This is a genomic window from Aquimarina callyspongiae (assembly GCF_034322225.1).
In the GTDB taxonomy this organism is placed as follows: domain Bacteria; phylum Bacteroidota; class Bacteroidia; order Flavobacteriales; family Flavobacteriaceae; genus Aquimarina.
On record NZ_JAXLPA010000002.1, the window covers coordinates 1,085,928 to 1,110,199 of the forward strand.

Below are 24,272 nucleotides of genomic sequence, written 5' to 3' on the forward strand. Positions count from 1 at the left end.
ATGTAAAGTTTATTTTACTTTTAGTAAAAAATTTAATACATTTGGATTGTTAATCAAAAATCGAACAAGATGAAATATCTATTATCAAACAAATTCAAAAAACCAGGTTGGTTTTTATTTATTATCGGAATCATTTTAGGAGTTATACATCTAATAGATGATTTTGAATCAGATTTATTAACTACAAAAGTGATTTCTCTATTTCATAAGAATACTTTTTTTGGTAGCGAAGATGGAGTCATTCGTATCTTAGAAAACAGTATTGTCGATGAACTGATAACTCTTATGATAATCATTGGAGGTCTTTTAGTAAGTTTATCAAAAGAAAAGATTGAGGATGAATTTATTACCCAAATAAGATTAGACTCATTTGTATGGGCAATATTGGTAAATTATCTTATTCTCTTATTTGCAACAATTTTCATTTATGATATCCAATATTTTAATGTATTAGTTTTTAATATGTTTACTCCATTAATCATATTTGTACTGCGTTTTAATTATGTGATTTATAAAAAAAATAGCCATGAAGAATAAGATAAAAATTGAAAGAGCAATTCATGAGCTGACCCAAGCAGATTTGGCAATAAAAATTGGAGTAAGTAGACAAACCATTAATGCGATGGAAAAGAATAAATATGTGCCATCTACCGTATTGGCTTTAAAGATTTCTAAATTGTTTAAAAAACCTGTTGAAGAGATTTTCTTTTTAGAAGAGAATGATTAAAAACAAAAAAGCGTCTGCTATAGCAGACGCTTCTTAATAATTTGTGTGTGAAAAAGAGTGATTATTTAGCTCCCCACTCTGCAAGGGAATCTTTATTCAATTTTACGTAGTCAGCATTACCTGCCTTTTCTGCTAATTCTAACGAAGTTTTTGCTGCTTTTATTGCACCAGGCTTATCTCCATTTTTTGCATAGATCAAAGATTGCTGTCTATGGTACCAAAATGCAGGCTCTTTACGTAGTGATATTGCTTTATCAATATGTTGTTTTGCTTTTGCATATTCTTCTACGTCTTTAAAAAACACAGCAGCTTGATAGTGATCTCCAGCGGATGGCCCAGCCATAACTTGTTCTATACTAGCAGTAGCTTTTTTCTTTGTAGGTACATCAATTTTAACTGCAGCTTCAGTATTTGCCCAAACAATATTCATTGTTGCTCCATCCAGTTTAAAATCACTGAACATAATAGTAAAAGTCTCTACATTAAATGGTAGTTCATTTGCTTTAACTGTAGTTTTAGCAGCAACTTTACTGTCATCCCATTTTTGAGGAGTACCCCAATTATTGGTATCACTATAAAAAATTACTTCCCAATTAGCTTTTCCTGGTTTCGTAAAAATTGCATAACTACCTTTTTTAAGTTCGGTACCTCCTATTTTTACATCATCGCTAAAAGTTATTTGTGTATTCTTGTTCGCTCCGGTTCTCCATAGTTTATCATAAGGAACAAGGTTTCCAAAAATTGCTCTTCCTCGTGCACTAGGTCTGGAATATTCTACAGTCACGTCTGTCAATCCAATAACCTGTTCAATCTTTGATGATGGACTAGGTTGTGGGGTTTTTACCTGAGCTTCAATTCCAAAAGAGAATAAAGCTACAGAAAGAAATAAGATAATCTTTTTCATCGTATTAAATTTAGTTAGTGATTTTAATTTATGTACAACGAAAATAATGAATACACATGCATTTAGAGTTAACAAAAACTTAAAATAAGGAATGGTATATTTGCCCATATTTTATAGTGATCATGAGAACATATATATCAGAAAGCATAGGAACATTTAGTCTAATATTCTGTGGTACAGGAGCAATGACAATTAACGAAGTCACCGGAGGAGACATTACCCACGTTGGAGTTGCTATTACTTGGGGATTAATTGTTATGGCTATGATCTATGCATTTGGAGAAATATCCGGAGCACATTTTAATCCAGCCGTTACTATTGCTTTTGCATATGCTAAAAAATTTGAATGGAAAGAAGTACCAAAATATATTCTAGCTCAATGTATTGGAGCAATTGCTGCCAGTAGTGTATTACTCTTTTTATTTCCTGAAAGTGAATATCTTGGAGCTACAATACCTGCACTTGATAGTTTTAAAGCTTTTATTTTAGAACTGCTTCTTACATATTTCCTTATGGTTGTTATTATTAATGTTTCTACAGGTTCAAAAGAAATCGGTACTATGGCCGGAATTGCAATAGGTGGTGTTGTATTGTTAGAAGCTATGTTTGCAGGTCCTATGACCAAAGCCTCTATGAATCCAGCCAGATCTTTAGGTCCAGCATTACTTTCTGGTCATTGGGAACATCAATGGCTATACTTTATAGCACCTGTACTTGGAGCAATACTCGCTGTATTAACTTGCAAATTAGTAAAACCAGATAATTGTTGTGATGATTGTTAAACAACACATTATCAACATCCTATATTTAAACATCAATTTTATAAAGTTTTTTAACTATTAAATTTTAAACTCTTTCGGCATTTAAAATGTTTATTGTGTAGTTATTGTTTTTTCAACAAACCATTTCTTTTGCCTACTATACTTGGAAAATTAGTCTAATTTAACATATCTTTATAAAAGTATTTAATGTGATTTAGATGGAGCCCTACTCGAATGAATTTTGCCAAATGGAATTATATGATCGTTATACGATTCTTATAATAAATGAAAATGTAAACTTCACTTTAGAAAAAGCTACAATCCTTAGAGATAAACTTCGAGATTATTACAAATCAAAGGATTTTGTAATGATAAGTTATCGAAAATATAAACATGACGTTTCTATAGATATTTATAAGCAAGGACAATTACCAAACATGAAAGGGCTAGCTATTGTTTCTAGTAGTGATGAAGAACGTGATAAAGCTATTATGGAGCAACCACTCTACGGTAAATCATTTGCATTTTTTAATAATTTAGAAGGAGCAAAATCTTGGGCTGAAGGTTATTTTTAAATAATATTTATTTTGTTTAATCATTTTACCACATAAGTTAAACAAAATATTAGTATTTTAGTGTTCATTTTTATATTATATGAGAATATACACACTAATTGCTAAGCAAAACCTCCCAATAACTCTCGATGAAGCCTGGGAGTTTCTTTCTGATCCAAAAAACCTAAAAACGATTACTCCCAGTTATATGAGGTTTAATATTATATCTGGTGCAGATCGAACCATGTATCCAGGTCAGATCATTCAATACATAGTAACTCCTATTGCTGGTATCAAAAACAAATGGGTAACAGAAATCACTCATGTAAAGGATAAAGAGTACTTTGTTGACGAACAACGTTTTGGTCCTTATTCATTATGGCATCATAAACATTTTTTAAAAGAAGTACCTGGTGGCGTTGAAATGGAAGATGTTATCGATTATAAAATCCCTTTTGGTATACTTGGTCAATTAATGCATCCTTTTCTTGTAAAGCCAAAATTGAAAGAAATTTTTGAATATCGCAAAAAGAAATTAATCGAAATATATGGTGAATTAGAACCAAAAACTAATAATCAAATTTCATTTATATAACATTATAAATACAATGCGCAAAAACATTTTACTTATTGGTGGTAGTCACGGAATTGGGTTTGAAATTGCACTTAAACTATATGATCAGCATAATATTTTTATTGCTTCTAGAACCTGCGAGAATCTTGGTAATCTTGAAGTAACCCACATCCCATATGATGCATCAAAAGATGAGATCGATATTTCTCTTCTTCCTGAAAAAATAGATGGTTTTATATACTGTCCGGGTAGTATTAATTTAAAACCTTTTAAAAGTTTAGATCCACAAACTTTTGAAGAAGATATGCAGATAAACTTTATGTTTTTGGTACGTATAATCCACGTATTATTACCCAAGTTACAAAACTCTGATCAAGCTAGCTTAGTTTTCTTTAGCACTGTAGCAGTAAAAATTGGAATGCCTTTTCACACAAGTATTGCAGCCGCAAAAGGAGCTATAGAAGGATTCGCTAAAGCGCTAGCCGCAGAATATGCACCACATTTTAGAGTAAATGTAATCGCTCCATCTTTAACTGAAACCTCATTAGCAAAACGTTTATTAAGTAATGACAAAAAGAAAGAGTTAATGAATAACCGTCATCCTTTGAAACGTGTAGGGCAAGCTGAAGACATTGCAAACATTGCCAAATTTTTATTAAGTGATGATAGTAGTTGGATTACTGGGCAAGTTATTGGTGTAGATGGAGGAATGTCTACTTTACAAGTCAATCAATAATGAAGGATAAAGTTTCTATCTTCTGGTTTCGACGTGATCTTAGATTAGAAGATAATACTGGATTATCAGAAGCCTTAAAGGGTAGTAATCCCGTATTACCAATTTTTATCTTTGATAAAAACATTCTCGATCATTTGCCCAAAGATGATCCCAGAGTTTCTTTCATTTATGAAAGATTACATAAAATAAAAACAGAATTACAAGCTAAGTATAATAGCTCTTTAGCTTTATTCTACGATACACCCAAAAAAGTTTTTGAACATTTGATTTCTAAATATGAAATCGAATGCGTATATACGAATCATGATTATGAACCATACGCTACAGAACGAGATATACATATCAAAACAATATTATCAAAAAGCAATATTGAATTCTCAACATTTAAAGACCAAGTTATTTTTGAGAAAGATGAAATTGTAAAATCTGATGGTACACCCTACGTAGTGTATACCCCATATAAAAATAAATGGAAAGAGCTTTTTAGCAAATCTCAACTAGAGGCTTCTTCAATTACAAGAAACACCCATAACTTTATTAAGGATAAAAACCTTGTTTTTTTTACACTTAATGACATAGGATTTACTCAATCCTCTATAAAAGTACGAGATTATGATGTTTCAGCAAGATTGATTCAAAATTATGAAGCTACAAGAAATTTTCCTGGTTTATCAAATGGCACTTCCCTCCTTTCTCCTCATCTGCGTTTTGGAACTGTAAGTATTAGAAATATTGTTAATCTTGCCATTTCGCAAGAAAATCAAGTTTTTTGGTCAGAACTTATCTGGCGAGAATTTTTTATGCAAATCCTTTGGCATTACCCACATACTAAGAACAAATCATTCAGGCCAAAATATGATAGGATTCAATGGCGCAATAATGAAGAAGAGTTTAACAAATGGAAAAATGGACAAACTGGATATCCATTGGTTGATGCAGGTATGAGACAACTCAATCAAACGGGATATATGCATAATCGCGTTAGAATGATTGTTGCTAGCTTTTTATGTAAACATTTATTAATAGATTGGCGTTGGGGAGAAGCATATTTTGCCGAAAAGTTATTGGATTATGACCTGGCTGCTAACATAGGTAATTGGCAATGGGCAGCAGGATCAGGTGTAGATGCAGCACCTTATTTTAGAATATTTAACCCAACCACACAAATCGCAAAATTTGATAAAAAACTAGACTATATCAAAACCTGGGTAAAAGACCTTAATGACTTTACATATCCTCAACCAATCATAGATCATAAAATTGCTCGTGAACGTTGTTTGAAAACCTACAAAGAAGCTCTTCTATAATAAACAAATTATAACATTTCTTTAATCTGGTAAATTAAACTTTTTTGTATTTTAAAAGAACTTTTTAATTTAGAACATTAATATTTTTTTAAATCTTCAAACCAATGAATACACAAGAAGTAGCCAATCGTTTAGTAGAACTATGCAGATTAGGAGAAAATATGCAAGCTGTTAGCGAATTATACGATCAAAATGTCGTAAGCAAAGAAATGCCCGGAATGCCTAATGAAGTGGTTTCTGGAAAAGATGCTGTTATCAAAAAAAGTGAAGATTGGTACGCATCGGTAGAAGAATTTCACGGCGGTGAAATATCAGATCCAATTGTAGCAGGAAACCATTTTACCTGTAAAATGAAAATGGACTGTACGTTCAAAGAGCAAGGTCGTATGCAGATAGAAGAAGTAAATGTTTACAAAGTAAATAATGGAAAAATCGTAGAAGAGCAATTCTTCTATGCAATGCCTGGACAATAATCATACATTCTATTTCTTTATCATCAAAATCGGGAGTTTAAACAAAGTAGATTTTGATGATAAAGATTACAAAAACTTCATTATCTGATGTAATGCTGGATTTCGGTTATCTTCTTTCCATATTACAGATAACATTGCTTTTTGTTTAATTTTAGGAATTTCAAGAAACTTCACCCCAAGATCAAATCCATCTTGTAAAGAAGTAGGTACAATCGCAACTCCTAATCCACTCTCTACAAGTTTATATATAGTTTGTGCATGTACAGATTTATGAGAAACTCGTGGTGTAAACCCTTTATCTTCACAAATACTCATGATTTTATCATAATACAACGAACTATAATCAGATGAAAATAAAATAAAATTTTCTTCAGATACTTGTTTTATGGTTTTAAAAGTTTTTTCTGTTAAATGATGATCTTCAGGCAATACCAGAGAAAAGGTATCAGTATGTATTGTTTTCATTTTCAGACCTTTTGGTACTCTGGATAATCTCACAAACCCAATATCCAATTGATCCTTCTCTATTGCTTCTACCTGAAGATAATTAGACATCTCTTCTAAACTAAATTGAATATTTGGGAATGCTTCATTACACTTTATCAATAATTCTGGTATCACTACTTGCATTGCAGAACCCAAAAAACCAATACGTACCTCTCCATCTCTTCCTTTATCAATTAAATGAGTTTGTTTTACAGTAAACTCGATATGATTAAATATATACTCCAGCTCCTTTTTAAGATATTGACCAGCTACTGTAAGACTAACATTACGTTTATTCCTAACAAACAAAGTTGCGCCAATAATCTCTTCCATTTGTTTAATCTGTCTACTTAATCCCGGCTGAGAAATAAATAGTCGTTCTGAAGCTTTTCTAAAATGTAATTCTTCGGCTACAGCCAAAAAATAAGTAAAATGCCGTAGTTCTAACTGATAACTCATAGTTATTAATTCTTGATTTAAATGGTATTTCCAATTATTAAAAGTAACTATTAATTTAGTATCATCAAATTGAAATTACCCAGAATACTATAAAAACATACATATGTCTGATATATCACATCATTTTTCATACGGAGAAGATCACCTTACAGCAGGAATAGCTTTAAGAATAGCTCGAGGTGAAACAAAAGGAATTATTTCTGAAACTTCTCGAAAAAAAATTCAAGAAAGCCGCAAAATTGTTGAAAACATTGTAGAAAAAGGACATCCCGTATACGGCATTAACACGGGGTTTGGGCCATTATGTACTACAAAAATATCCAAAAAAGAAACCAACATCCTGCAAAGTAACATTCTACAAAGTCATAGTGTTGGTGTTGGAGATCCAATCGACTCTGAGATTGCTAAACTCATGTTGATATTAAAAATACAATCTTTATCTAAAGGATATTCAGGTATTGCAGAAAAAACCCTTGACAGAATCTTATGGCACATAGAAAACGATGCTATTCCTATTGTACCTTGTCAAGGATCTGTAGGAGCTTCTGGAGATTTAGCTCCTCTTTCACATCTATTTCTACCACTAATAGGATTAGGCAAAGTATTGTATAAAGGACAGGTAATTAGTACGGCTACTTTATTCGAAATTCATGAATTAAAACCAGTTGATTTAGGTCCTAAAGAAGGGTTAGCTTTAATTAACGGAACTCAATTTATTGCCGCGCATGCAGTAAAAGTTGTTGAAAAACTACATAGTTGTCTCTCTCAAGCCGATATTATAGGAGCTATGATGATTGAAGGATTACAAGGCTCTATTAAACCTTTTTATAAAGAATTACATGAGCTTCGACCATTCAAAGGTAATATACATGTAGCTTCTAGAGTAAAATCATTGCTTAAAGGTTCTGAGATCATGGAAGATCATATTGATTGTGATCGTGTTCAGGATCCATATTCACTTCGATGTATCCCTCAAGTGCACGGAGCATCTCGAAATGCCTGGCTACACCTTAAAGAAATGTTAGAAGTAGAATTAAATTCTGTTACCGATAATCCGATTATCATTAATGAGGATTTAACCATTAGTGGTGGTAGTTTTCACGGACAACCACTAGCAATGGCTATTGATTATGCGTGTTTAGCAGCTTCAGAAATAGGCAATATTTCTGATAGACGAATTTATCTCGCTTTAGAAGGTAATTCTCCTGGAGTACCTAAACTATTGATGGAAGATACAGGAATCAACTCAGGATACATGATCTTACAATATACAACAGCGGCATTAGCGAGTGAAAACAAAGGATTATGTTTCCCTTCAAGTGCAGATAGCATTCCTACATCTTTAGGGCAAGAAGATCATGTAAGTATGGGATCTATAGGAGGTAGAAAAGCATTAAGGGTAATTAAAAATGTAGAAAAAATATTAGCTATCGAGCTATTAACCGCTGCCCAGGCATTTGAATTTAGAAAGCCTTTAAAATCAGGAGCTATACTTGATGAAATACACAAAATGATCAGAACACACGTATCATTTGCAGATAAAGACCGTGTCTTTGCCGACGATATTGAAAAAGGTATAAAAATGATCCAGAACACTAATATTATAAAAGTGGCTCAAGAAATAGCGGAACAAGAAAACGTATCCTTAGAGACCTCATTTTCTAATGAATTCGAAGTATATTAAGACTCCTTTACATTCTAATAACAACGAATCGAAACAAAAAGCAGACATGAGCAACTATAAACTTATAGGCCCCATAAAACAATTGATCCCGATGAATGATATAGCTATAAAAGGAGCTATAAAAGATGCGGATCTTATAATCATTGAGGATGCAGGTATCCTGATTGAAGGAGAAAATATCCACAGTATCGATAAATTCTCAAATTTATTGGTAATAGCAAAAGAAAACAATGCAGAGATTATATCTCTAAATGGAGATTTTGTAGCAATTCCTGGTTTTATTGATGCGCATACCCACATTTGTTTTTCAGGCTCCAGAGCAAACGATTATGCTATGAGAAATGCAGGTAAGTCTTACCTGGAAATTGCAAAAGCTGGTGGTGGTATCTGGGATACAGTAACCAAAACACGCCAGGCATCCTTAGATGAATTAATAAACAACACTCAAAAACGTGCTGATCAATTATTAAAAAACGGCATTACTACAGTCGAAGTAAAAAGTGGTTATGGGTTATCTATTGATGAAGAGCTAAAAATGCTTCGAGCAATTAAAAAAGCTAATGATAAAACTAATAATGATCTAATTGCCACCTGTCTTGCTGCGCATATGCTACCAAAAGATTTTGATGGTACCCAAGAAGAATATTTACAAGAAATAAGCAATAACCTCTTCCCTATTTTAAAGAAAGAAGGCTTAAGTAACAGAATCGATGCATTTATAGAACAAAGTGCTTTCTCAGCTTCTGATATAGAATCATATTTTAATACCGCAAAAGAAAACGGGTTTGATATTACGGTTCACGCAGATCAATTCAGTACAGGAGGCAGCGAAGTAGCTGTAAAATTTAATGCCATCAGTGCAGATCACCTTGAAGCTAGCACCTCTTCTGAAGTACAGTTGTTAGCAAAAAGTGATGTTATTTCTGTGGCACTACCTGGAGCATCATTAGGATTAGGATGCGATTTTACTCCAGCCAGAAAGATTTTGGATGCTGGAGGTGCGTTAGCAATTGCGAGTGATTGGAACCCTGGTTCTGCTCCTATGGGTGATCTATTAACACAAGCAAGTATCTTAGGGACTTATCAAAAGCTTTCTAATGCCGAGTTATTAGCAGGTATAACCATAAGAGCTGCTGCCGCACTTAACCTAAAAGACAGAGGAAACCTATTACCAGGAAAGCTTGCAGATTTTAACCTCTTCCAAACTGAGAATTTTAATGAAATATTTTATCATCAGGGAAAGCTAACTCCTAAACAAGTATGGAAACGAGGTAATTTGATCAATACAGAATATTAAAAAACAGGTTATCAATTCTTTAATATCTATAAGAATTAAAAAGAGATACATATGACATTTAAGCAATCAATATTACAAGGAATTCCTACAACCTTACCACAAAAGAAATCATTTGACCCAGATTTTAGTAGAGCTCCAAAACGTAAACAAATACTTACTACAGAAGAAAAGAAGCTTGCTGTTAGAAATGCGTTACGTTATTTTCCTAAAGATTGGCATCAGGAATTAGCAATAGAGTTTTTTGAAGAGCTTGAAGAATACGGAAGAATCTACATGTATCGATTCATGCCAGAATATACTATGTATGCTCGCAGTATCGAGGAATATCCTGCCAAAACAAATCAAGCTGCAGGAATTATGTTAATGATTCAAAATAACCTGGATCCTGCAGTGGCTCAACACCCATACGAGTTAATAACTTATGGTGGTAACGGAGCTGTTTTTCAAAACTGGGCACAATATTTATTAACGATGCAGTACCTGGCTACCATGACAGATGAGCAAACTCTTCATATGTATTCAGGGCATCCTATGGGTTTATTTCCTTCATCAAAAAACGCTCCTCGAGTAATCGTGACCAACGGGATGATGATACCCAACTATTCGCAACCAGACGATTGGGAAAAATTTAATGCTCTGGGAGTCACGCAATATGGACAAATGACCGCAGGAAGCTATATGTATATTGGCCCACAAGGTATTGTTCATGGGACTACAATCACAGTAATGAATGCTTTTAGGAAAACCATAAAATCAGGAGAAACTCCTGCTGGAAAAATATTTCTGACCGCTGGCCTTGGAGGAATGAGTGGTGCACAACCCAAAGCAGGTAATATTGCAGGATGTATTACGATTTGTGCAGAAGTCAATCCTCATGCTGCTCAAAAAAGACACGAACAAGGTTGGGTTGATGAGATTCTTGATGATTTAAACGATCTCTCACAAAGAACACAAAAGGCTATTGATAATGAAGAAACCGTATCCATAGCATACCAAGGTAATATTGTAGATGTTTGGGAGCATTTTTATGAGAAGAATATCCATATTACTTTAGGATCTGACCAAACTTCATTACATAACCCCTGGTCTGGTGGATATTATCCAGTAGGAATAAGTTATGAAGAAGCTAATATGATGATAAGCAATGATCCTGAAAACTTTAAACTAAAAGTACAAGAATCATTACAACGACACGCTGCGGCAATAAACAAACATACCGAAAGAGGAACATATTTCTTTGATTACGGAAATGCCTTTTTACTAGAAGCTTCCAGAGCAGGCGCAGATGTTATGGCCGAGAATGGCATTGATTTCAAGTACCCTTCTTATGTTCAGGATATTTTGGGGCCTATGTGTTTTGATTATGGTTTTGGACCTTTTAGATGGGTATGTACATCTGGTAAACCAGAAGATTTGGATAAAACCGATCAGATCGCTGCATCTATTATGAAATCTATCAAAGAAGTATCTCCAAAAGAAATACAACAACAAATGCAGGATAACATTACCTGGATAGAAGAAGCTAAGCAAAATAAGCTTGTTGTAGGGTCTCAAGCCAGAATATTGTATGCAGACGCCGAAGGAAGAATAAAAATTGCTGAAGCGTTTAATAAAGCTATTCAGAGCGGTGAAATTACTGCACCTGTGGTATTAGGAAGAGATCATCATGATGTAAGTGGTACTGACTCTCCATATCGCGAAACCAGTAACATTTATGATGGTAGTCGCTTTACAGCAGATATGGCAATCCATAATGTGATTGGTGATAGTTTTAGAGGAGCTACCTGGGTTTCTATCCATAACGGTGGTGGAGTCGGCTGGGGAGAAGTAATCAATGGAGGTTTTGGATTATTATTAGATGGATCTTCTGAGGCTTCTGAAAGATTACAAAAGATGTTATTTTATGATGTGAATAATGGTATTTCCCGAAGAAGTTGGGCAAGAAATAAAGAAGCATTATTTGCTATTAAACGTGAAATGGAAAGAACTCCAAACCTCAAAGTAACGTTACCCAATATTGTAGAAGACAACCTATTAGATAATTTGCTTTAAAACAGAAGTCTAATCAATTAGTGTTTTTTATCAACAACATTATAAAAGCACTTTAAGTAAAGAATCTAGTATAGTTAACAATCAATTACTTATAAAAATTTATAGTTGTGAGTTTATTCAAAATTAAAGAGCCAAAAAAAGATCCAGTTCCAATCATTATTAGTATCCCTCATTCTGGAACAAAATTCCCTTCAGAAATAAAAAGATATTATAAAAAAAGAAAACGAAAATATCTGGATGACACTGATTGGTTTGTTCATAAACTATATGATTTTGCCCCTTCATTAGGAATTACTGTAATTAAAGCAAACTATAGTAGATGGGTAGTTGATCTTAATCGTGATCCAGAATGTATTCCATTATACGATGATAACAGGATTATCACTGCAATGACACCTACTACAGATTTTTTTGGAAACAATATCTATAAATCTTCTGAACTAAAACCAACTCCCAAGGAAATAGAACGAAGGTTAGAACTATACTACCAACCCTATCACAGGAAAATAAAACAACTATTAGAAGAACGAAAAAGACAGTTTGGCAAAGTATTATTATGGGATGCTCATTCGATACGTCACCGAGTGAGCACAATCCAAAAAGATGTTTTTCCTGATATGATCTTAGGAAACAACGATCAAAACACTGCTCATCCTGAATTAATAAATACCGCTCTAACAAATTTACAATCCGGAAAATACAACATCAATCACAACTCCCCTTTTAAAGGCGGTCACATCACTCGTCATTTTGGTAATCCAGATAACAACGTCCATACACTTCAGTTAGAAATGAATAAAATCTTGTATATGGATGACAATGAACTCACTTACAACAAAGAAAGAGCAAAAGAAGTAAAAGCAATTTTACAGACAACCATGGAAGGCTTGATAGAAACAATAACCAGCATCTAAACCTATATATACACTGATGAAAACATATCATTTAAAGGGAGTTTTACAAAAAACAGGTTGGACTGAAAACATCTCAATAACAGTAGACGATAATGGAATAATCACCAACATATCTCCATTCAAAGAAGATACTCAAAAAGATATTATTTCTGGTTATGCAGTTCCTGGTTTTCAAAACGCTCATTCTCATGCATTTCAATATGCTATGGCAGGTCTAGCTGAGCAACATGAAGGAACTTCAAATCCAGATGATTTTTGGGGATGGAGAAAAGCCATGTATCAATTAGCGTTAAGTATGAATCCGGATCAGATGGAGGCTATAGCTACGATGCTATATTCAGAAATGGCACGTCATGGATATACCAATGTAGCTGAATTTCATTATGTGCACCATGACAAGAACGGAAAACCTTATACAGACCTGGCTGAAATGGGAGGCCGATTGGTAAACGCTGCAAAAACAGCTGGTATTGGTATCACTTTAATTCCGATATTTTATCAAAAAGGAGGTTTTGGGGTTGCTCCAACAGAAAAACAAAGAAGATTCATCTCTCCTACTATTGATGAATATTTAAAATTACTTGAAGCCAGCGAAAATGCTTGCAAAAATTATAAAAATGCAAATATCGGGATTGGTATTCACTCTATGCGAGGTGTAGAACCTTCTGATATTGCAAAAATTGCAGAATCAGGACCGCAAAACATTCCGTTTCACATCCATGTTTCAGAACAGTTAAAAGAAATCGAAGATTCTATAAAGTACTTAAACAAAAGACCTGTAGAATGGTTACTTGAAAACATAGAACTCAATGAAAGATTTCAATTGGTTCATGCAACTCATCTTACCGATCAAGAAACATTAGAACTTGCAAAAACACAGGCCAATGTAGTGATTTGTCCAAGTACAGAAGGTAATCTCGGCGATGGTATATTTCCTTTGAGAAAATACCAGGCTGCAAATGGCAAATGGAGTATCGGAACAGATAGTCATGTTGGATTAAATCCTCTTGAAGAATTAAGAATTCTTGATTACGGACAGCGTCTTACATCACATAAACGAAATACATATTTTTCTCAAGATCAAACGGATAGTGGAATGTATGCTATCACTATGGCAACACTAATGGGTCAAAAAGCTATGAACAACAATTATAGCAAAGACTTTTTTGAAGTAGGCAAACCTTTAAATGCAAGTATCTTTGATGCTTCAGCTCCCTTATTAGCAACTTCTTCTTTACAGAATCTTACTTCTACAATTGTATACTCTTCTGATCCTACAATGCAATTAGCAACCATTTCTTATGGTGAAATGATTGTAAACAAAGGAATTCATTTTAAGAAAGAAAACATTAAAACACAATTTATTGAAGCAATAAACGCTTTAAAAAATAGATAATACTATATCTTAATCAAAACTTTATATAAATAAGTATAAATAATTGATAACAAAATAATTAAAGCATAACAAATAACCAACATCTCAAGTCGAAATTATTTTGAAACAATCATTTCATATCTGATTTATTTAGAAATTGAGACCCGTATAAAACACGTTTTAAAACGTGTTTTTTTTATCGCAAATTTCAGGACGTAACAATATCTGTTTAAAATCGTCAAATACATATAAATCGTTTATTATGACTATTCGAGCCATCTTTGAAAGTACCATTCGATACTTCGTCGCTTTTTTCATATTTGTATATGGAGCAGCAAAACCCTTACAATTTGGATCAGGAGGAAATCTACCTGACACTCCCGTAAATGAATTAACGGGTATGGAATTGATGTGGGCTTTTTTTGGATATTCTACTGGATTACCAATTATTATTGGAATCTTACAAGTAACCGGAGCTCTTTTGCTATTATTCCCTCGAACCAAAATTATGGGTATATTACTCCTTCTTCCGATAATGTCTAATATTGTGTTGTTTGATATCTTTTATGGAGTACAACAGGGAGCAACAATAAACGCTATTCTTTTCTTAATCATACTTATTGTACTTCTTTTTCTAGAAAAACAGAAGCTGTTAGAAGTATTTAGGATTATTACAGCCAAAAAAGATAAAAACCCAAAAGCAATACCTCTTTTCTTTTTAAGTGCAACCTTAGCAGCTATATCCTTTTTTGTCTATACCTATCTTATCCAGCATTAAAACTCAGCAGAAGAACTAAGAATATCTCTTAAAACTATAAAGATGGTCTTAAAATTAATTTCAACTCTTGCCCAAAGAGGATTCTTGATTGTGCTTTCTTTTAATTACTGATAACCTAAACTATTAACAACATTAAACGAAAACTGTGTATTAAATGTTTATTATTTGTTCAAAAGCCAACTATTATTGTTAAAAACATTGAATAAACTAAAAATTAATTCTAATTAAAATAAAGTTCATTTAATTAGTATTAATGATTGTTAACAACTCTAACAATATCAATAAGTTGGCAGGGTACCCCCTTATCAAAACTCAAAGAAAACTGTGTATTACATGTTTATTAACTGTTTAAAAGCCAATCATTCATGTTAAAAACATCGAATAAGCTAAAAAATAACTCCAATTGAAATAGAGTTTATTTCAATTAGTATTAGCAATTGTTAATAACTCCAGGAATACCTATAAGTTGATTCATTATTCTCTATCAAAACCCAAAGAATAGAAAAGTTCAAAACGATATTATTCATTACAACAAAAACCTGTTTAATCTTTTACCTAAATTGCACGTATGAAAACTGCAACTGTAAAAGAAATTAAAACAGAGCTTTATCATCGTTCTCCTGATGAAATCATAGAGTTATGTCTCCGTTTATCCAAATTTAAGACCGAAAATAAAGAGTTATTAACTTATTTGTTATTCGAATCAGATCAGGAAGATAGTTATATAGAAAACATAAAGAATGAAATTGATAGTCATTTTGAAACCATTAACTTCTCATCCTATTATTACATCAAAAAAAGTATTCGTAAGATCTTAAGGATCATAAAAAAATATATTCGATATTCTAAAAAGACAGAAACTGAAGTAGAACTCCTACTTCATTTTTGTAAAAAATTTAAAAACATTACACCTCCTATTCAAGAGAGTACAGTTTTACAAAACATCTATAATAGAGAGATCAATACAATCCAAAAAAAGTTAAAAAACTTACATAGTGATTTACAACATGATTATAATCTTGAGTTAGAAGAGATCATGTTTTAAATTATATTTGTTATTATTGAATTATGTAACCAAACAAATACAACATAAAACCATAGGGATTTTTCCCGCATACAAAAACTAATTACATTTGTAGCTTCTTAAGGCTTAAATACTATTAATATTACTAATCGCTTAAGCAAAGACCCAAAATAATTCAATTCCGCTTACAAAAAGGTGTATGGAAACAATTAACATGTATCAAATATCCATTTTCTTTCTACAAGGCCTTATTGTAGCTTCGTTGATATTATCCTTATTTCGCCTTAGAACGGTGATGGGTATGGGATTACTTTTTACTGTGCTAGGATTATTTCAGTTTATGCAAGTATTTTTGGCAAGTACAGTATATTTTCAAATATCAGAGAACATACTTATTTCACCAGGCTCCTCTGTCCTGTTCTCTGCCTCTTTGTTTGTAGTATTACTCATATACATTAAAGAAGATGCTGAGACGGCTCGCAGACTAATCTATGCTCTTGTTATTGCCAACATCATACTATCATTTTTACTGATTTCTTTCAGATTAAATATCGAAGGATCTTTTACCTATAACCCTTTTGATATATCTACAGAGTTCTTTTACACCAATGTATTTGTTCTTTTTGTAGGAACAGCAATATTATTTATTGATTCTATATTGATTATTTTCATTTTTGAATTCATTTCAAAATTTACTTCAAACCTGTTTTTACGGATATCTATAACTATGGTTTCGGTATTAAGTTTTGATGCTGTTTGTTTCTCTCTTGGTTCATTTTGGTATTTTGAAAATCTGGAACAAATTCTATACTCTGGTCTGATTGCAAAGATTTCTGTAGCTATTTTTTACAGCATATTTTTCACAATTTATCTTAAATACATCGAAAAAGATGTTTACGTAGCTGGTTATGTCTCTTTTAAGGATATTTATCATTCATTAACTTATAAACAAAAATTTGAAAAAGCTGAAAAAGCTATACAACTCAGTGAAAGCAGATATCATACTCTTACCGATATTGTTCCGGTGGGGATTTTTATGACTCGTGCCGATGGAAAAACCACTTTTGTTAATTCAAAATGGTGCTCTATTTCTGGAATATCACAGGATGAAGCTATAAACGACGGATGGCTTAGAGCTGTTCACCCCGAAGATAGAAACAAACTAAAACAAGGTTGGTATGACGCTGCTGGGAAAAAAGAATCATCTCATGCCGAATATCGATTTAAACGTGCTGATGGCTCTATAAAATGGGTATTAGGGCAAGCAATACCTGAGTATAATGAGAATAATCAAATTATCGGATATGTTGGAACAATTACAGATATTACAGAGATTAAATTGTATGAAATTGAACTGAATAAAACCAAGGAAAAAGCAGAAGAAAGTGATCGTTTAAAATCTGCCTTTTTAGCTAATATGAGCCACGAAATCAGGACTCCGATGAATGGTATATTAGGCTTTGCAGAACTTCTTAAAGAACCTAGACTTACTGGTGATGAACATGAGTTATATCTAAATCTAATAGAAGAAAGTGGGCATCGTATGCTTAATATCATTAGAGATATTATTGATATTTCTAAAATTGAAGCAGATCAGGTTAAAGTATATACCTCTGATGTTGATATCAATGAACAAACTGAATACTTATATAGGTTTTTTAAACCCGAAGTTGATCGTAAAAATCTTCAGCTTTCATTTAACAACGCTTTATCCTCAGAGGATGCAATGATTCAAACGGATAAAGAAAAGTTCAATGCAATCCTTACCAACCTGGTTAAAAATGCCGTTAAATACACCAAAGAAGGTGCTATTTCTTTTGGATATAAAAAAAATGGCAAATTTCTGGAGTTTTATGTTAAGGATTCTGGAATGGGTATCCCAAAAAATAGACATAAAGCGATTTTTGATAGGTTTGTACAAGCTGATATCGAAGATCGATATGCAATGGAAGGTGCCGGTATTGGATTATCCATTGCAAAAGCATATGTTGAGATGTTAGGTGGATCAATTTGGGTAAAAAGTAATAAATCAAATGGTTCAACATTTTACTTTACTATCCCTTATAAAAAAGTATAGTTTTATATTAGCCAAAAACTTATAGATTTGCATTTCCAAATTCAGAAACCTGATGATGGAGATCAAACCTTAAAACCTAACCATTAAAATACAGGGTATGTCTATAGATAAACTTTCTGTAAGTCTTGGAGAGAAGATCAGTAGAGAACGAAAAAACAAAGGGCTATCACAAGAATCTCTTGCAGAAATCTCTAATGTATCACTACGCACTATACAAAGAATTGAAAAAGGTACTGTAAACCCTAGACCTTTTACCCTTAAAACTATTGCAGAATCATTGGATTTAACAGCTAATGAACTAATTTCGGACAATTCTAATAATCTAAAATTAATAGATGAAATAGCTATTCTTAAGCGCATGAATCTTTCTACATTAGGTTTAATTATTTTACCATTGAGTAATATTATTTTTCCGATTATTATCTGGAAAAGAAATAAAAAACTACAACAGTTAAACATTATCGGAGGCAAAATAGTAAGCTTGCAAATCCTGTGGGCTATATTAACATTTATCGTATTCTTTTCAATACCTATCCTACTCAAAATATTTACTAATAATGTTGGTATGGGCAAATTTCTTAGCCCCTTAGCTTATCTCATCTCTTCTTTTATAAATATTGCTATTACTTTAAAAACCACAACGCAGCTTAACAAAAAGAAAACTACTGTTTTGTCATTTGTCCCCAACCTGTTTTAAGCTTTGAATATTGCAGTGTGACGCAAGAATGTCACCGTATTGACGCAAGGAAATCATCATCTGACATCTACATTTGTCAGAAACAAATAATACAACATAAGATGAAAAAACCACTTGCAAAACTCTTCTATTTACTTCCTTTTCTAATCATACTTGTTTCCTGTAATCAACGTCCAGAATCCCTAGACGATTTATTAATTGCATATGAAACAAATGGGCAACGTAAAAAAATTAAAAGCCCTTTTAGCGGAGCTGTTTTGGTTGCTAAAGATGGTAAAGTAATCTTTAAAAAAGCATACGGATATGCAGATAAAGAAAATAAGATTTCTAATACTACTGATACTAAATTTAGCATTGCATCGGTTACCAAACAGTTTACTGCTATGCTAGTAATGCAACAAGTAGAAAAAGGAATATTAAGCCTAGAAGATACCATATCCAAACACCTACCCTATTTTTCAAAAGAATTAGGAGATCAAATAACCATTCATCAATTACTTTCTCATACTTCTGGATTACCACATTATGAAGGACTCCAAAAAATAGGACTAAATGCTTCTTCATTTTTTGTGAAAAAATATACCCCTCAAGACTTTGCAACATTAATTGGTAAAACCAAATTAGCTTATAAACCCGGAGCCACATACTACTACAGCAGTTTAGGATACATTCTTTTGGGTGCTATTCTAGAAGAGGTTTCTGGAAAAACCTATAATCAACTCCTACAGTCTTCAATTATCCAACCATTAGGCCTAAAAAACACTGGCTACGGAAGCAATGATTTTATAAAAAATGAAGTAGCAAAAGGATATGTATTTCAAGAGCTAGAAGGAATTGATTGGTTGTTTACTAAACAAGGTGGGAAATTTAAAAATGCTCCTTTTAGAGATCAGTCTAATAAATATTCGACTGGTGGAATGCATTCTACTGTTGAAGATTTATATATCTGGAGTGAAGCTATTAAATCTCATAAATTACTATCTCCAGAATTGACTAAAAAAATGCTTACTACTAATAAAAGTGGATATTGTTATGGTTGGTACAGAAATTGGGATGATTTGGTAGAGCGAAATACAAACATTCAAGTTTATACACACGGAGGAACATTACCAGGATTCAATTCTTCTATAAACTTGTTTGATGATGGTACAACAATCATCTTTCTAGCAAATGTACATCCATTAAAAGATCAAGAAGTTATACATCAAGTATATTTAACTGCACATCAACTAGAGGATAAATATCGATTAGGAGGATATCCTGATAGAGGTTCTTTATCTCAATTTGAAAAAGAAGGTGGTATTTCTGCTCTAAACGCCTACTTTGATAAATTATCAAAATTATGTGGCTATAAAGTATTACCCTCAGAAAACTCAATTACAGGTATTATGTATTTATACCTAAAAGATGGGCAAAAAAGCAAAGCAGATAGTTTAAAAACAGCTTTATTCACTTCTTTTTACCCTACAGAATCGAGTCTTAATCGTACGGGGTATGATTTTCTGGAAGAAGAAGAATGCGAGTTTGCTTTAGACTTTTTTAAAGAAAATACTAAGAATCATCCTGACTCAGCTAACGCATGGGATAGTTTGGGAGAAGGATATGAAATTTGTGGAAATTACAAAAAAGCGGCTGAAAGTTATTCTTATGCTGTTTTACTTGCAGAAAAAAACTCAAGCAAAAGTTTGAAACGATATCAAGAAAACTTGAAAAGAGCACAAAAAATTATCAAAAACTAATATTTCAACTCTTGAATTGGTATTTCAAACGAATTAGACGATTCTCCTAAATACCAGCAAAATATTACAAGACAGAGAGGAAAATATCCTTCTTTTTGAAAAAATCTTAAAAGAAGTCAAGGTGAGGACAAGGATAATAAAAATCGTTCTTTACATTCAATAAAAATCAAAAGTTAAAATCCATATCATCAATTTTATGTTCCTGTAAAAAACTTTATATTCGCTTATTACTATTAACCTACGCCCCACAAATTATGTTTAAAAACCCGTTTTCCTTTTCTGGAAGGATTCGTCGGCTTGAATATGGCCTAAGTTATATCATCTTTATGTCCACTTTTTTTATGTCAGCATTAATGGTTGATATTATCGAAGGAGTTGGTTTTTTATTATTTCTAATGATTATTGCTGGATATTGGTTTTTGTTTGCACAAGGAACTAAACGTTGTCATGATATGGGTAATAGTGGTTTTTATCAGTTAATCCCATTTTATGGTTTAGTAATGCTTTTTTCAGAAGGTAATTATGGATCTAATAGATATGGGCAAAACCCTAAAGAGGTTGATATTACTTTAACCGAAAATAAACCATTTGCTTTAAAAACAGAATTACCTTTAGGGAAGAACAATCCTGAAATCATAAATGAGATCGTATGTTTTGTACTATTCAATATCTTTTTTATTACACTATGCATTCATTATATGACATTTGATCCATTACGATATTCACTTATAGTTTTTTCTATCTTACCCTGTTATTTTGTGCTTTTATTATTAAGCCACAAAAGGCAAGCACTACCTAACCTATCCCAGTATTTATTTAGACACAGATTAACCTATTCTTTTTTATTATTTATCGGGGTAAGGTTATATACTTATACTTTTAATAATGTTGATTTCAAAATTGAAAATATTTTCTTTGAAGTATTTATGCTGGCTCTAGTTATGGGTATTACCTATATTCCTTATACTATCTATCGATTATGTTTTAACAAAAAAAAGGAAGCAGTAGAATATGAAACCTAGGTATTATTCATATATCTCTTTATTACTACTTGGAATCATAATTACTTTTGGATATATCAATAGAGTTATACTAAAAGAATCTATTTCCTGGTCTGATCGTTCTCTGGATTGGAATGATTTTCAACCTGTTCACAAAATTGAAGGATCGTATGATGCTGCAGTATATTCTGATATATATTACCCAAAACGCATCACTAAAGACGATTCAAAAGTATATGCTTTCATGGATCCTAACCAATCTGAATGGGTCAATGACTCTCTTCCAGATAGTCAATTGCTTAAACACGAACAATATCATTTTAATATTACAGAATATCATGCGAGATTGTTACGTAAAGAGGTTGTAAAAAAGGGAATCAATAAAATAAATAAGTTTGAGCTTCGAAATTTGTATGAAAAGTATGAGCGAAAAAGAAATCTTATGCAGAATGAGTATGATGAAGATTCTGATCATAATATAGATTATCAAAAACAACGCTATTGGGAGCTCAAAATAGATGATCTCCTCAGGCATACAGCATATTATTCAAATCCAGATATTTATAGTTATTATAATTATACTGGTGAAAAGACAACGTACTTTAAACATTTATACTATACTCAGGACCACAAGATTTTAACCTCATACCCTACTAGTAAAATAGATAGCAAGAATGGTTCATGTTACCAAGTCCTTAAAAAGGATAACGAAGTAATTATAGAATTCTATAAAAACGGAGAATTGACAAATGGCGGGTATTTTAGAACTGCTATTACCAAAATCATAAAACCTTCAAGTAACCAGACAGAAGTTCATTATTATAACTCAGATAAAAGTTATAATACCAGTTTAAATAGATGCATCTCCAAGACTACTTGGAAGCATCGTAATATGACTATTTCTTTTTTTAATCAAGAAGAAAAACCTGCAACATCTGGATTGGTACATACTATAGTTTGGAAATATGATCCTAAATCAAAAACTAAATATTCTACGTATTATGATTTGAAAGGTAACCCAACTCCTAATAATGATGGAGCACATCATGAAAGAAGGAAATTTGATGATCAAGGAAGAGCTATTAAAATAGTTTCTTTTGATTCGCTCAATAATCCAATAAATGATAAAGATTATGTATCAGTATACGATTATGTCTATGATGATTTCCATAAATTAAAAAGAGCTCGGTTATATGATAAAAGTGGAGATTTTGCTACTCACGTAAATGAATACAATAAACATTTTGTTTATGACGAAAGAGGTAACCTAATAAAGTTCACTAATCTTAACGAGAGTAATGATCAAACAGAAAACAACAACGGAATTTGTATTTACAAATACGCTTACGACCTCAACGACAATATCACAAGTGTAAAAAGGTACAACGCAAAAGAATTACCTGTTTTAGGGTATAATGATTACTTTCAAGAGATTATAGACTACGATTCAAAAAACAGGGTGAAATTTAGAGCAAAGTATCTCCGAGATTATGTATTAGCCTTTGATGATGATAAAAGAGGAGCCTATTCTTTTGTTCACCTTAATGATTCCATATATTATCGGTACAATATTGACGCTTATAACACAGTCTATAATGATGATTATGGTGTTGGGATAGTAAAAATACATCATGATAAAAAAGGAAATATAATTCGTCAAGCTTATTATGACTATGAGAATTGTGCAACCACTTCAGAAGATGGTGTAGAGGTTTTTACCTATCAATATGACGATAAAGGAAATAACATTCAACAAAGTTCTTTTGACTCATTTGGGAATCCAAAACCTTTTAATCAAGATGTTGCTATCATTCGTTGGAATTATGATGAAAGAGGAAATAAGATCAAAACTACCTTCTATACCGTAAATGACAAACTCGCAAATGGCAATCAAAATATTACCTATAATTTATATAAGTATCATAATAACCTTTTGGTAGAGAAAACAAATTATGATAAGCATATGAATCCAGCACAAATGGATGGTGTTTTTAAAACAAAGTTTTATTATAATGATGCAGAGCAAGAAACAGTTTTTAAGGAGTACAATGCTAGAAATAGAGGACTGAGTGGAGTAGCAATAACAAAATATATTTATAATGAATACGGTAAAAAAATTAGAGAAACCTTTTTTAATGCTCTAAACCAAAGAACAGTTAATAATAACGGTGTAAATTCAATAGAGCACTTATATGATAAATATCAGCGTTATATAGGTTATCAAAATTATGATCATTACAACCTTCCTGTGAATAACAGGCTGGGGATTTCATCTCAAAAAAGAACACTTAATAACGCTGGTTATGTAAGCAGTTATGAATATTTTGATAACAAAAAAAGACCTGTTCTGGGTCCGGATGGATATTACAAAGTTGTATATCAACAGGATGACTCACAATTACTCATCAAAGAAAGCTTGTATGATACCGATAACTCTCTTATTGCCAATTATCAAGGTATTGCTGAATATGAATACACCCGTGCATCATCTGGGCTAATCAGTAGTATGAAATATTATGATGAAAAAGGCAAACCAATAGAGGATTCTGATGGTGTCTCAGAAGTGTACTATGATCCAGATATGAATGGGCTATATTTTATGGGTAAGCAATTAAATATCAAAGGAGAAGAAATAGAAACCGATGATAGTTAA

The 24,272-nt window shown here is 32.3% G+C and carries 22 protein-coding genes; 20 read left to right on the top strand and 2 right to left on the bottom strand.

From position 1 onward, the window contains the following. Positions 1-69: 69 nt before the first annotated feature. Together U0D62_RS11910 and U0D62_RS11915 are read left to right on the top strand one after the other, a co-directional pair. Positions 70-537 carry a hypothetical protein gene (locus U0D62_RS11910; protein WP_322287514.1) on the top strand — a complete coding sequence of 156 codons (468 nt, stop codon included), beginning with the start codon at positions 70-72 and terminating at the stop codon, positions 535-537. After that, positions 527-727 (top strand): helix-turn-helix transcriptional regulator, encoded by a 201-nt coding sequence (locus U0D62_RS11915; RefSeq protein WP_322287515.1) that lies wholly within the window; start codon positions 527-529, stop codon positions 725-727. The genes U0D62_RS11910 and U0D62_RS11915 overlap by 11 nt, the downstream gene beginning before the upstream one ends. 61 nt (positions 728-788) lie before the next feature. Here the strand turns inward: U0D62_RS11915 and U0D62_RS11920 are convergent, their stop codons facing one another. After that, positions 789-1,631, bottom strand: a complete 843-nt coding sequence (locus U0D62_RS11920; protein WP_322287516.1) for a DUF2911 domain-containing protein — start codon at positions 1,629-1,631, stop codon at positions 789-791. A gap of 122 nt (positions 1,632-1,753) precedes the next feature. On the opposite strand from U0D62_RS11920, the gene U0D62_RS11925 reads away from it, so the two are divergent. The 6 genes from U0D62_RS11925 (at position 1,754) to U0D62_RS11950 (ending at position 6,036) form a co-directional block, all read left to right on the top strand. After that, on the top strand, positions 1,754-2,413 hold the full coding sequence (locus tag U0D62_RS11925; protein ID WP_322287517.1) for an MIP/aquaporin family protein: 660 nt from the start codon (positions 1,754-1,756) through the stop codon (positions 2,411-2,413). A 197-nt stretch (positions 2,414-2,610) separates the two neighbouring features. Then, the gene (locus U0D62_RS11930; protein ID WP_322287518.1) at positions 2,611-2,967 is read left to right on the top strand and encodes a hypothetical protein; all 357 of its coding nucleotides are present in this window, start codon (positions 2,611-2,613) and stop codon (positions 2,965-2,967) included. Between the two features lie 79 nt (positions 2,968-3,046). Next, positions 3,047-3,541 carry an SRPBCC family protein gene (locus U0D62_RS11935; protein WP_322287519.1) on the top strand — a complete coding sequence of 165 codons (495 nt, stop codon included), beginning with the start codon at positions 3,047-3,049 and terminating at the stop codon, positions 3,539-3,541. Between the two features lie 13 nt (positions 3,542-3,554). Next, positions 3,555-4,256, top strand: a complete 702-nt coding sequence (locus U0D62_RS11940) for an SDR family NAD(P)-dependent oxidoreductase (protein WP_322287520.1) — start codon at positions 3,555-3,557, stop codon at positions 4,254-4,256. Next, a complete protein-coding gene (locus tag U0D62_RS11945) occupies positions 4,256-5,563 on the top strand; it encodes a cryptochrome/photolyase family protein (RefSeq protein WP_322287521.1) in 1,308 nt (435 codons plus the stop codon). The genes U0D62_RS11940 and U0D62_RS11945 overlap by 1 nt, the downstream gene beginning before the upstream one ends. 104 nt (positions 5,564-5,667) lie before the next feature. Then, positions 5,668-6,036, top strand: a complete 369-nt coding sequence (locus U0D62_RS11950) for a SnoaL-like domain-containing protein (protein ID WP_322287522.1) — start codon at positions 5,668-5,670, stop codon at positions 6,034-6,036. A 66-nt stretch (positions 6,037-6,102) separates the two neighbouring features. Here U0D62_RS11950 and U0D62_RS11955 read toward each other — a convergent pair whose 3' ends face one another. Beyond that, positions 6,103-6,981, bottom strand: coding sequence for a LysR family transcriptional regulator (locus U0D62_RS11955; protein ID WP_322287523.1), 879 nt, complete (start codon positions 6,979-6,981; stop codon positions 6,103-6,105). 103 nt (positions 6,982-7,084) lie between these two features. On the opposite strand from U0D62_RS11955, the gene hutH reads away from it, so the two are divergent. The 12 genes from hutH (at position 7,085) to U0D62_RS12015 (ending at position 24,272) form a co-directional block, all read left to right on the top strand. Beyond that, complete coding sequence (hutH, locus tag U0D62_RS11960) at positions 7,085-8,665, top strand: histidine ammonia-lyase (protein WP_322287524.1); 1,581 nt, start codon at positions 7,085-7,087, stop codon at positions 8,663-8,665. A 46-nt stretch (positions 8,666-8,711) separates the two neighbouring features. Next, the gene (gene hutI / locus U0D62_RS11965; RefSeq protein ID WP_322287525.1) at positions 8,712-9,962 is read left to right on the top strand and encodes an imidazolonepropionase; all 1,251 of its coding nucleotides are present in this window, start codon (positions 8,712-8,714) and stop codon (positions 9,960-9,962) included. 51 nt (positions 9,963-10,013) lie between these two features. Continuing rightward, the gene (locus U0D62_RS11970; protein ID WP_322287526.1) at positions 10,014-12,014 is read left to right on the top strand and encodes a urocanate hydratase; all 2,001 of its coding nucleotides are present in this window, start codon (positions 10,014-10,016) and stop codon (positions 12,012-12,014) included. Positions 12,015-12,121: 107 nt separating this feature from the next. After that, the gene (locus U0D62_RS11975) at positions 12,122-12,928 is read left to right on the top strand and encodes an N-formylglutamate amidohydrolase (RefSeq protein WP_322287527.1); all 807 of its coding nucleotides are present in this window, start codon (positions 12,122-12,124) and stop codon (positions 12,926-12,928) included. A 16-nt stretch (positions 12,929-12,944) separates the two neighbouring features. Then, on the top strand, positions 12,945-14,324 hold the full coding sequence (gene hutF / locus U0D62_RS11980) for a formimidoylglutamate deiminase (RefSeq protein WP_322287528.1): 1,380 nt from the start codon (positions 12,945-12,947) through the stop codon (positions 14,322-14,324). A 241-nt stretch (positions 14,325-14,565) separates the two neighbouring features. Further along, positions 14,566-15,081: a DoxX family protein gene (locus U0D62_RS11985; protein WP_322287529.1), complete on the top strand. Its 516-nt coding sequence runs from the start codon at positions 14,566-14,568 to the stop codon at positions 15,079-15,081. 568 nt (positions 15,082-15,649) lie between these two features. Then, positions 15,650-16,126: a hypothetical protein gene (locus tag U0D62_RS11990; protein ID WP_322287530.1), complete on the top strand. Its 477-nt coding sequence runs from the start codon at positions 15,650-15,652 to the stop codon at positions 16,124-16,126. A gap of 178 nt (positions 16,127-16,304) precedes the next feature. Then, positions 16,305-18,182: an ATP-binding protein gene (locus tag U0D62_RS11995; protein WP_322287531.1), complete on the top strand. Its 1,878-nt coding sequence runs from the start codon at positions 16,305-16,307 to the stop codon at positions 18,180-18,182. Positions 18,183-18,279: 97 nt separating this feature from the next. Beyond that, entirely contained in the window at positions 18,280-18,879 is a 600-nt protein-coding gene (locus U0D62_RS12000) for a helix-turn-helix domain-containing protein (protein WP_322287532.1), read from the top strand. A gap of 101 nt (positions 18,880-18,980) precedes the next feature. Beyond that, positions 18,981-20,618 (top strand): serine hydrolase domain-containing protein, encoded by a 1,638-nt coding sequence (locus U0D62_RS12005; protein ID WP_322287533.1) that lies wholly within the window; start codon positions 18,981-18,983, stop codon positions 20,616-20,618. 254 nt (positions 20,619-20,872) lie between these two features. Further along, positions 20,873-21,640 (top strand): DUF805 domain-containing protein, encoded by a 768-nt coding sequence (locus U0D62_RS12010; protein ID WP_322287534.1) that lies wholly within the window; start codon positions 20,873-20,875, stop codon positions 21,638-21,640. Beyond that, a complete protein-coding gene (locus tag U0D62_RS12015) occupies positions 21,630-24,272 on the top strand; it encodes a hypothetical protein (protein ID WP_322287535.1) in 2,643 nt (880 codons plus the stop codon). The genes U0D62_RS12010 and U0D62_RS12015 overlap by 11 nt, the downstream gene beginning before the upstream one ends.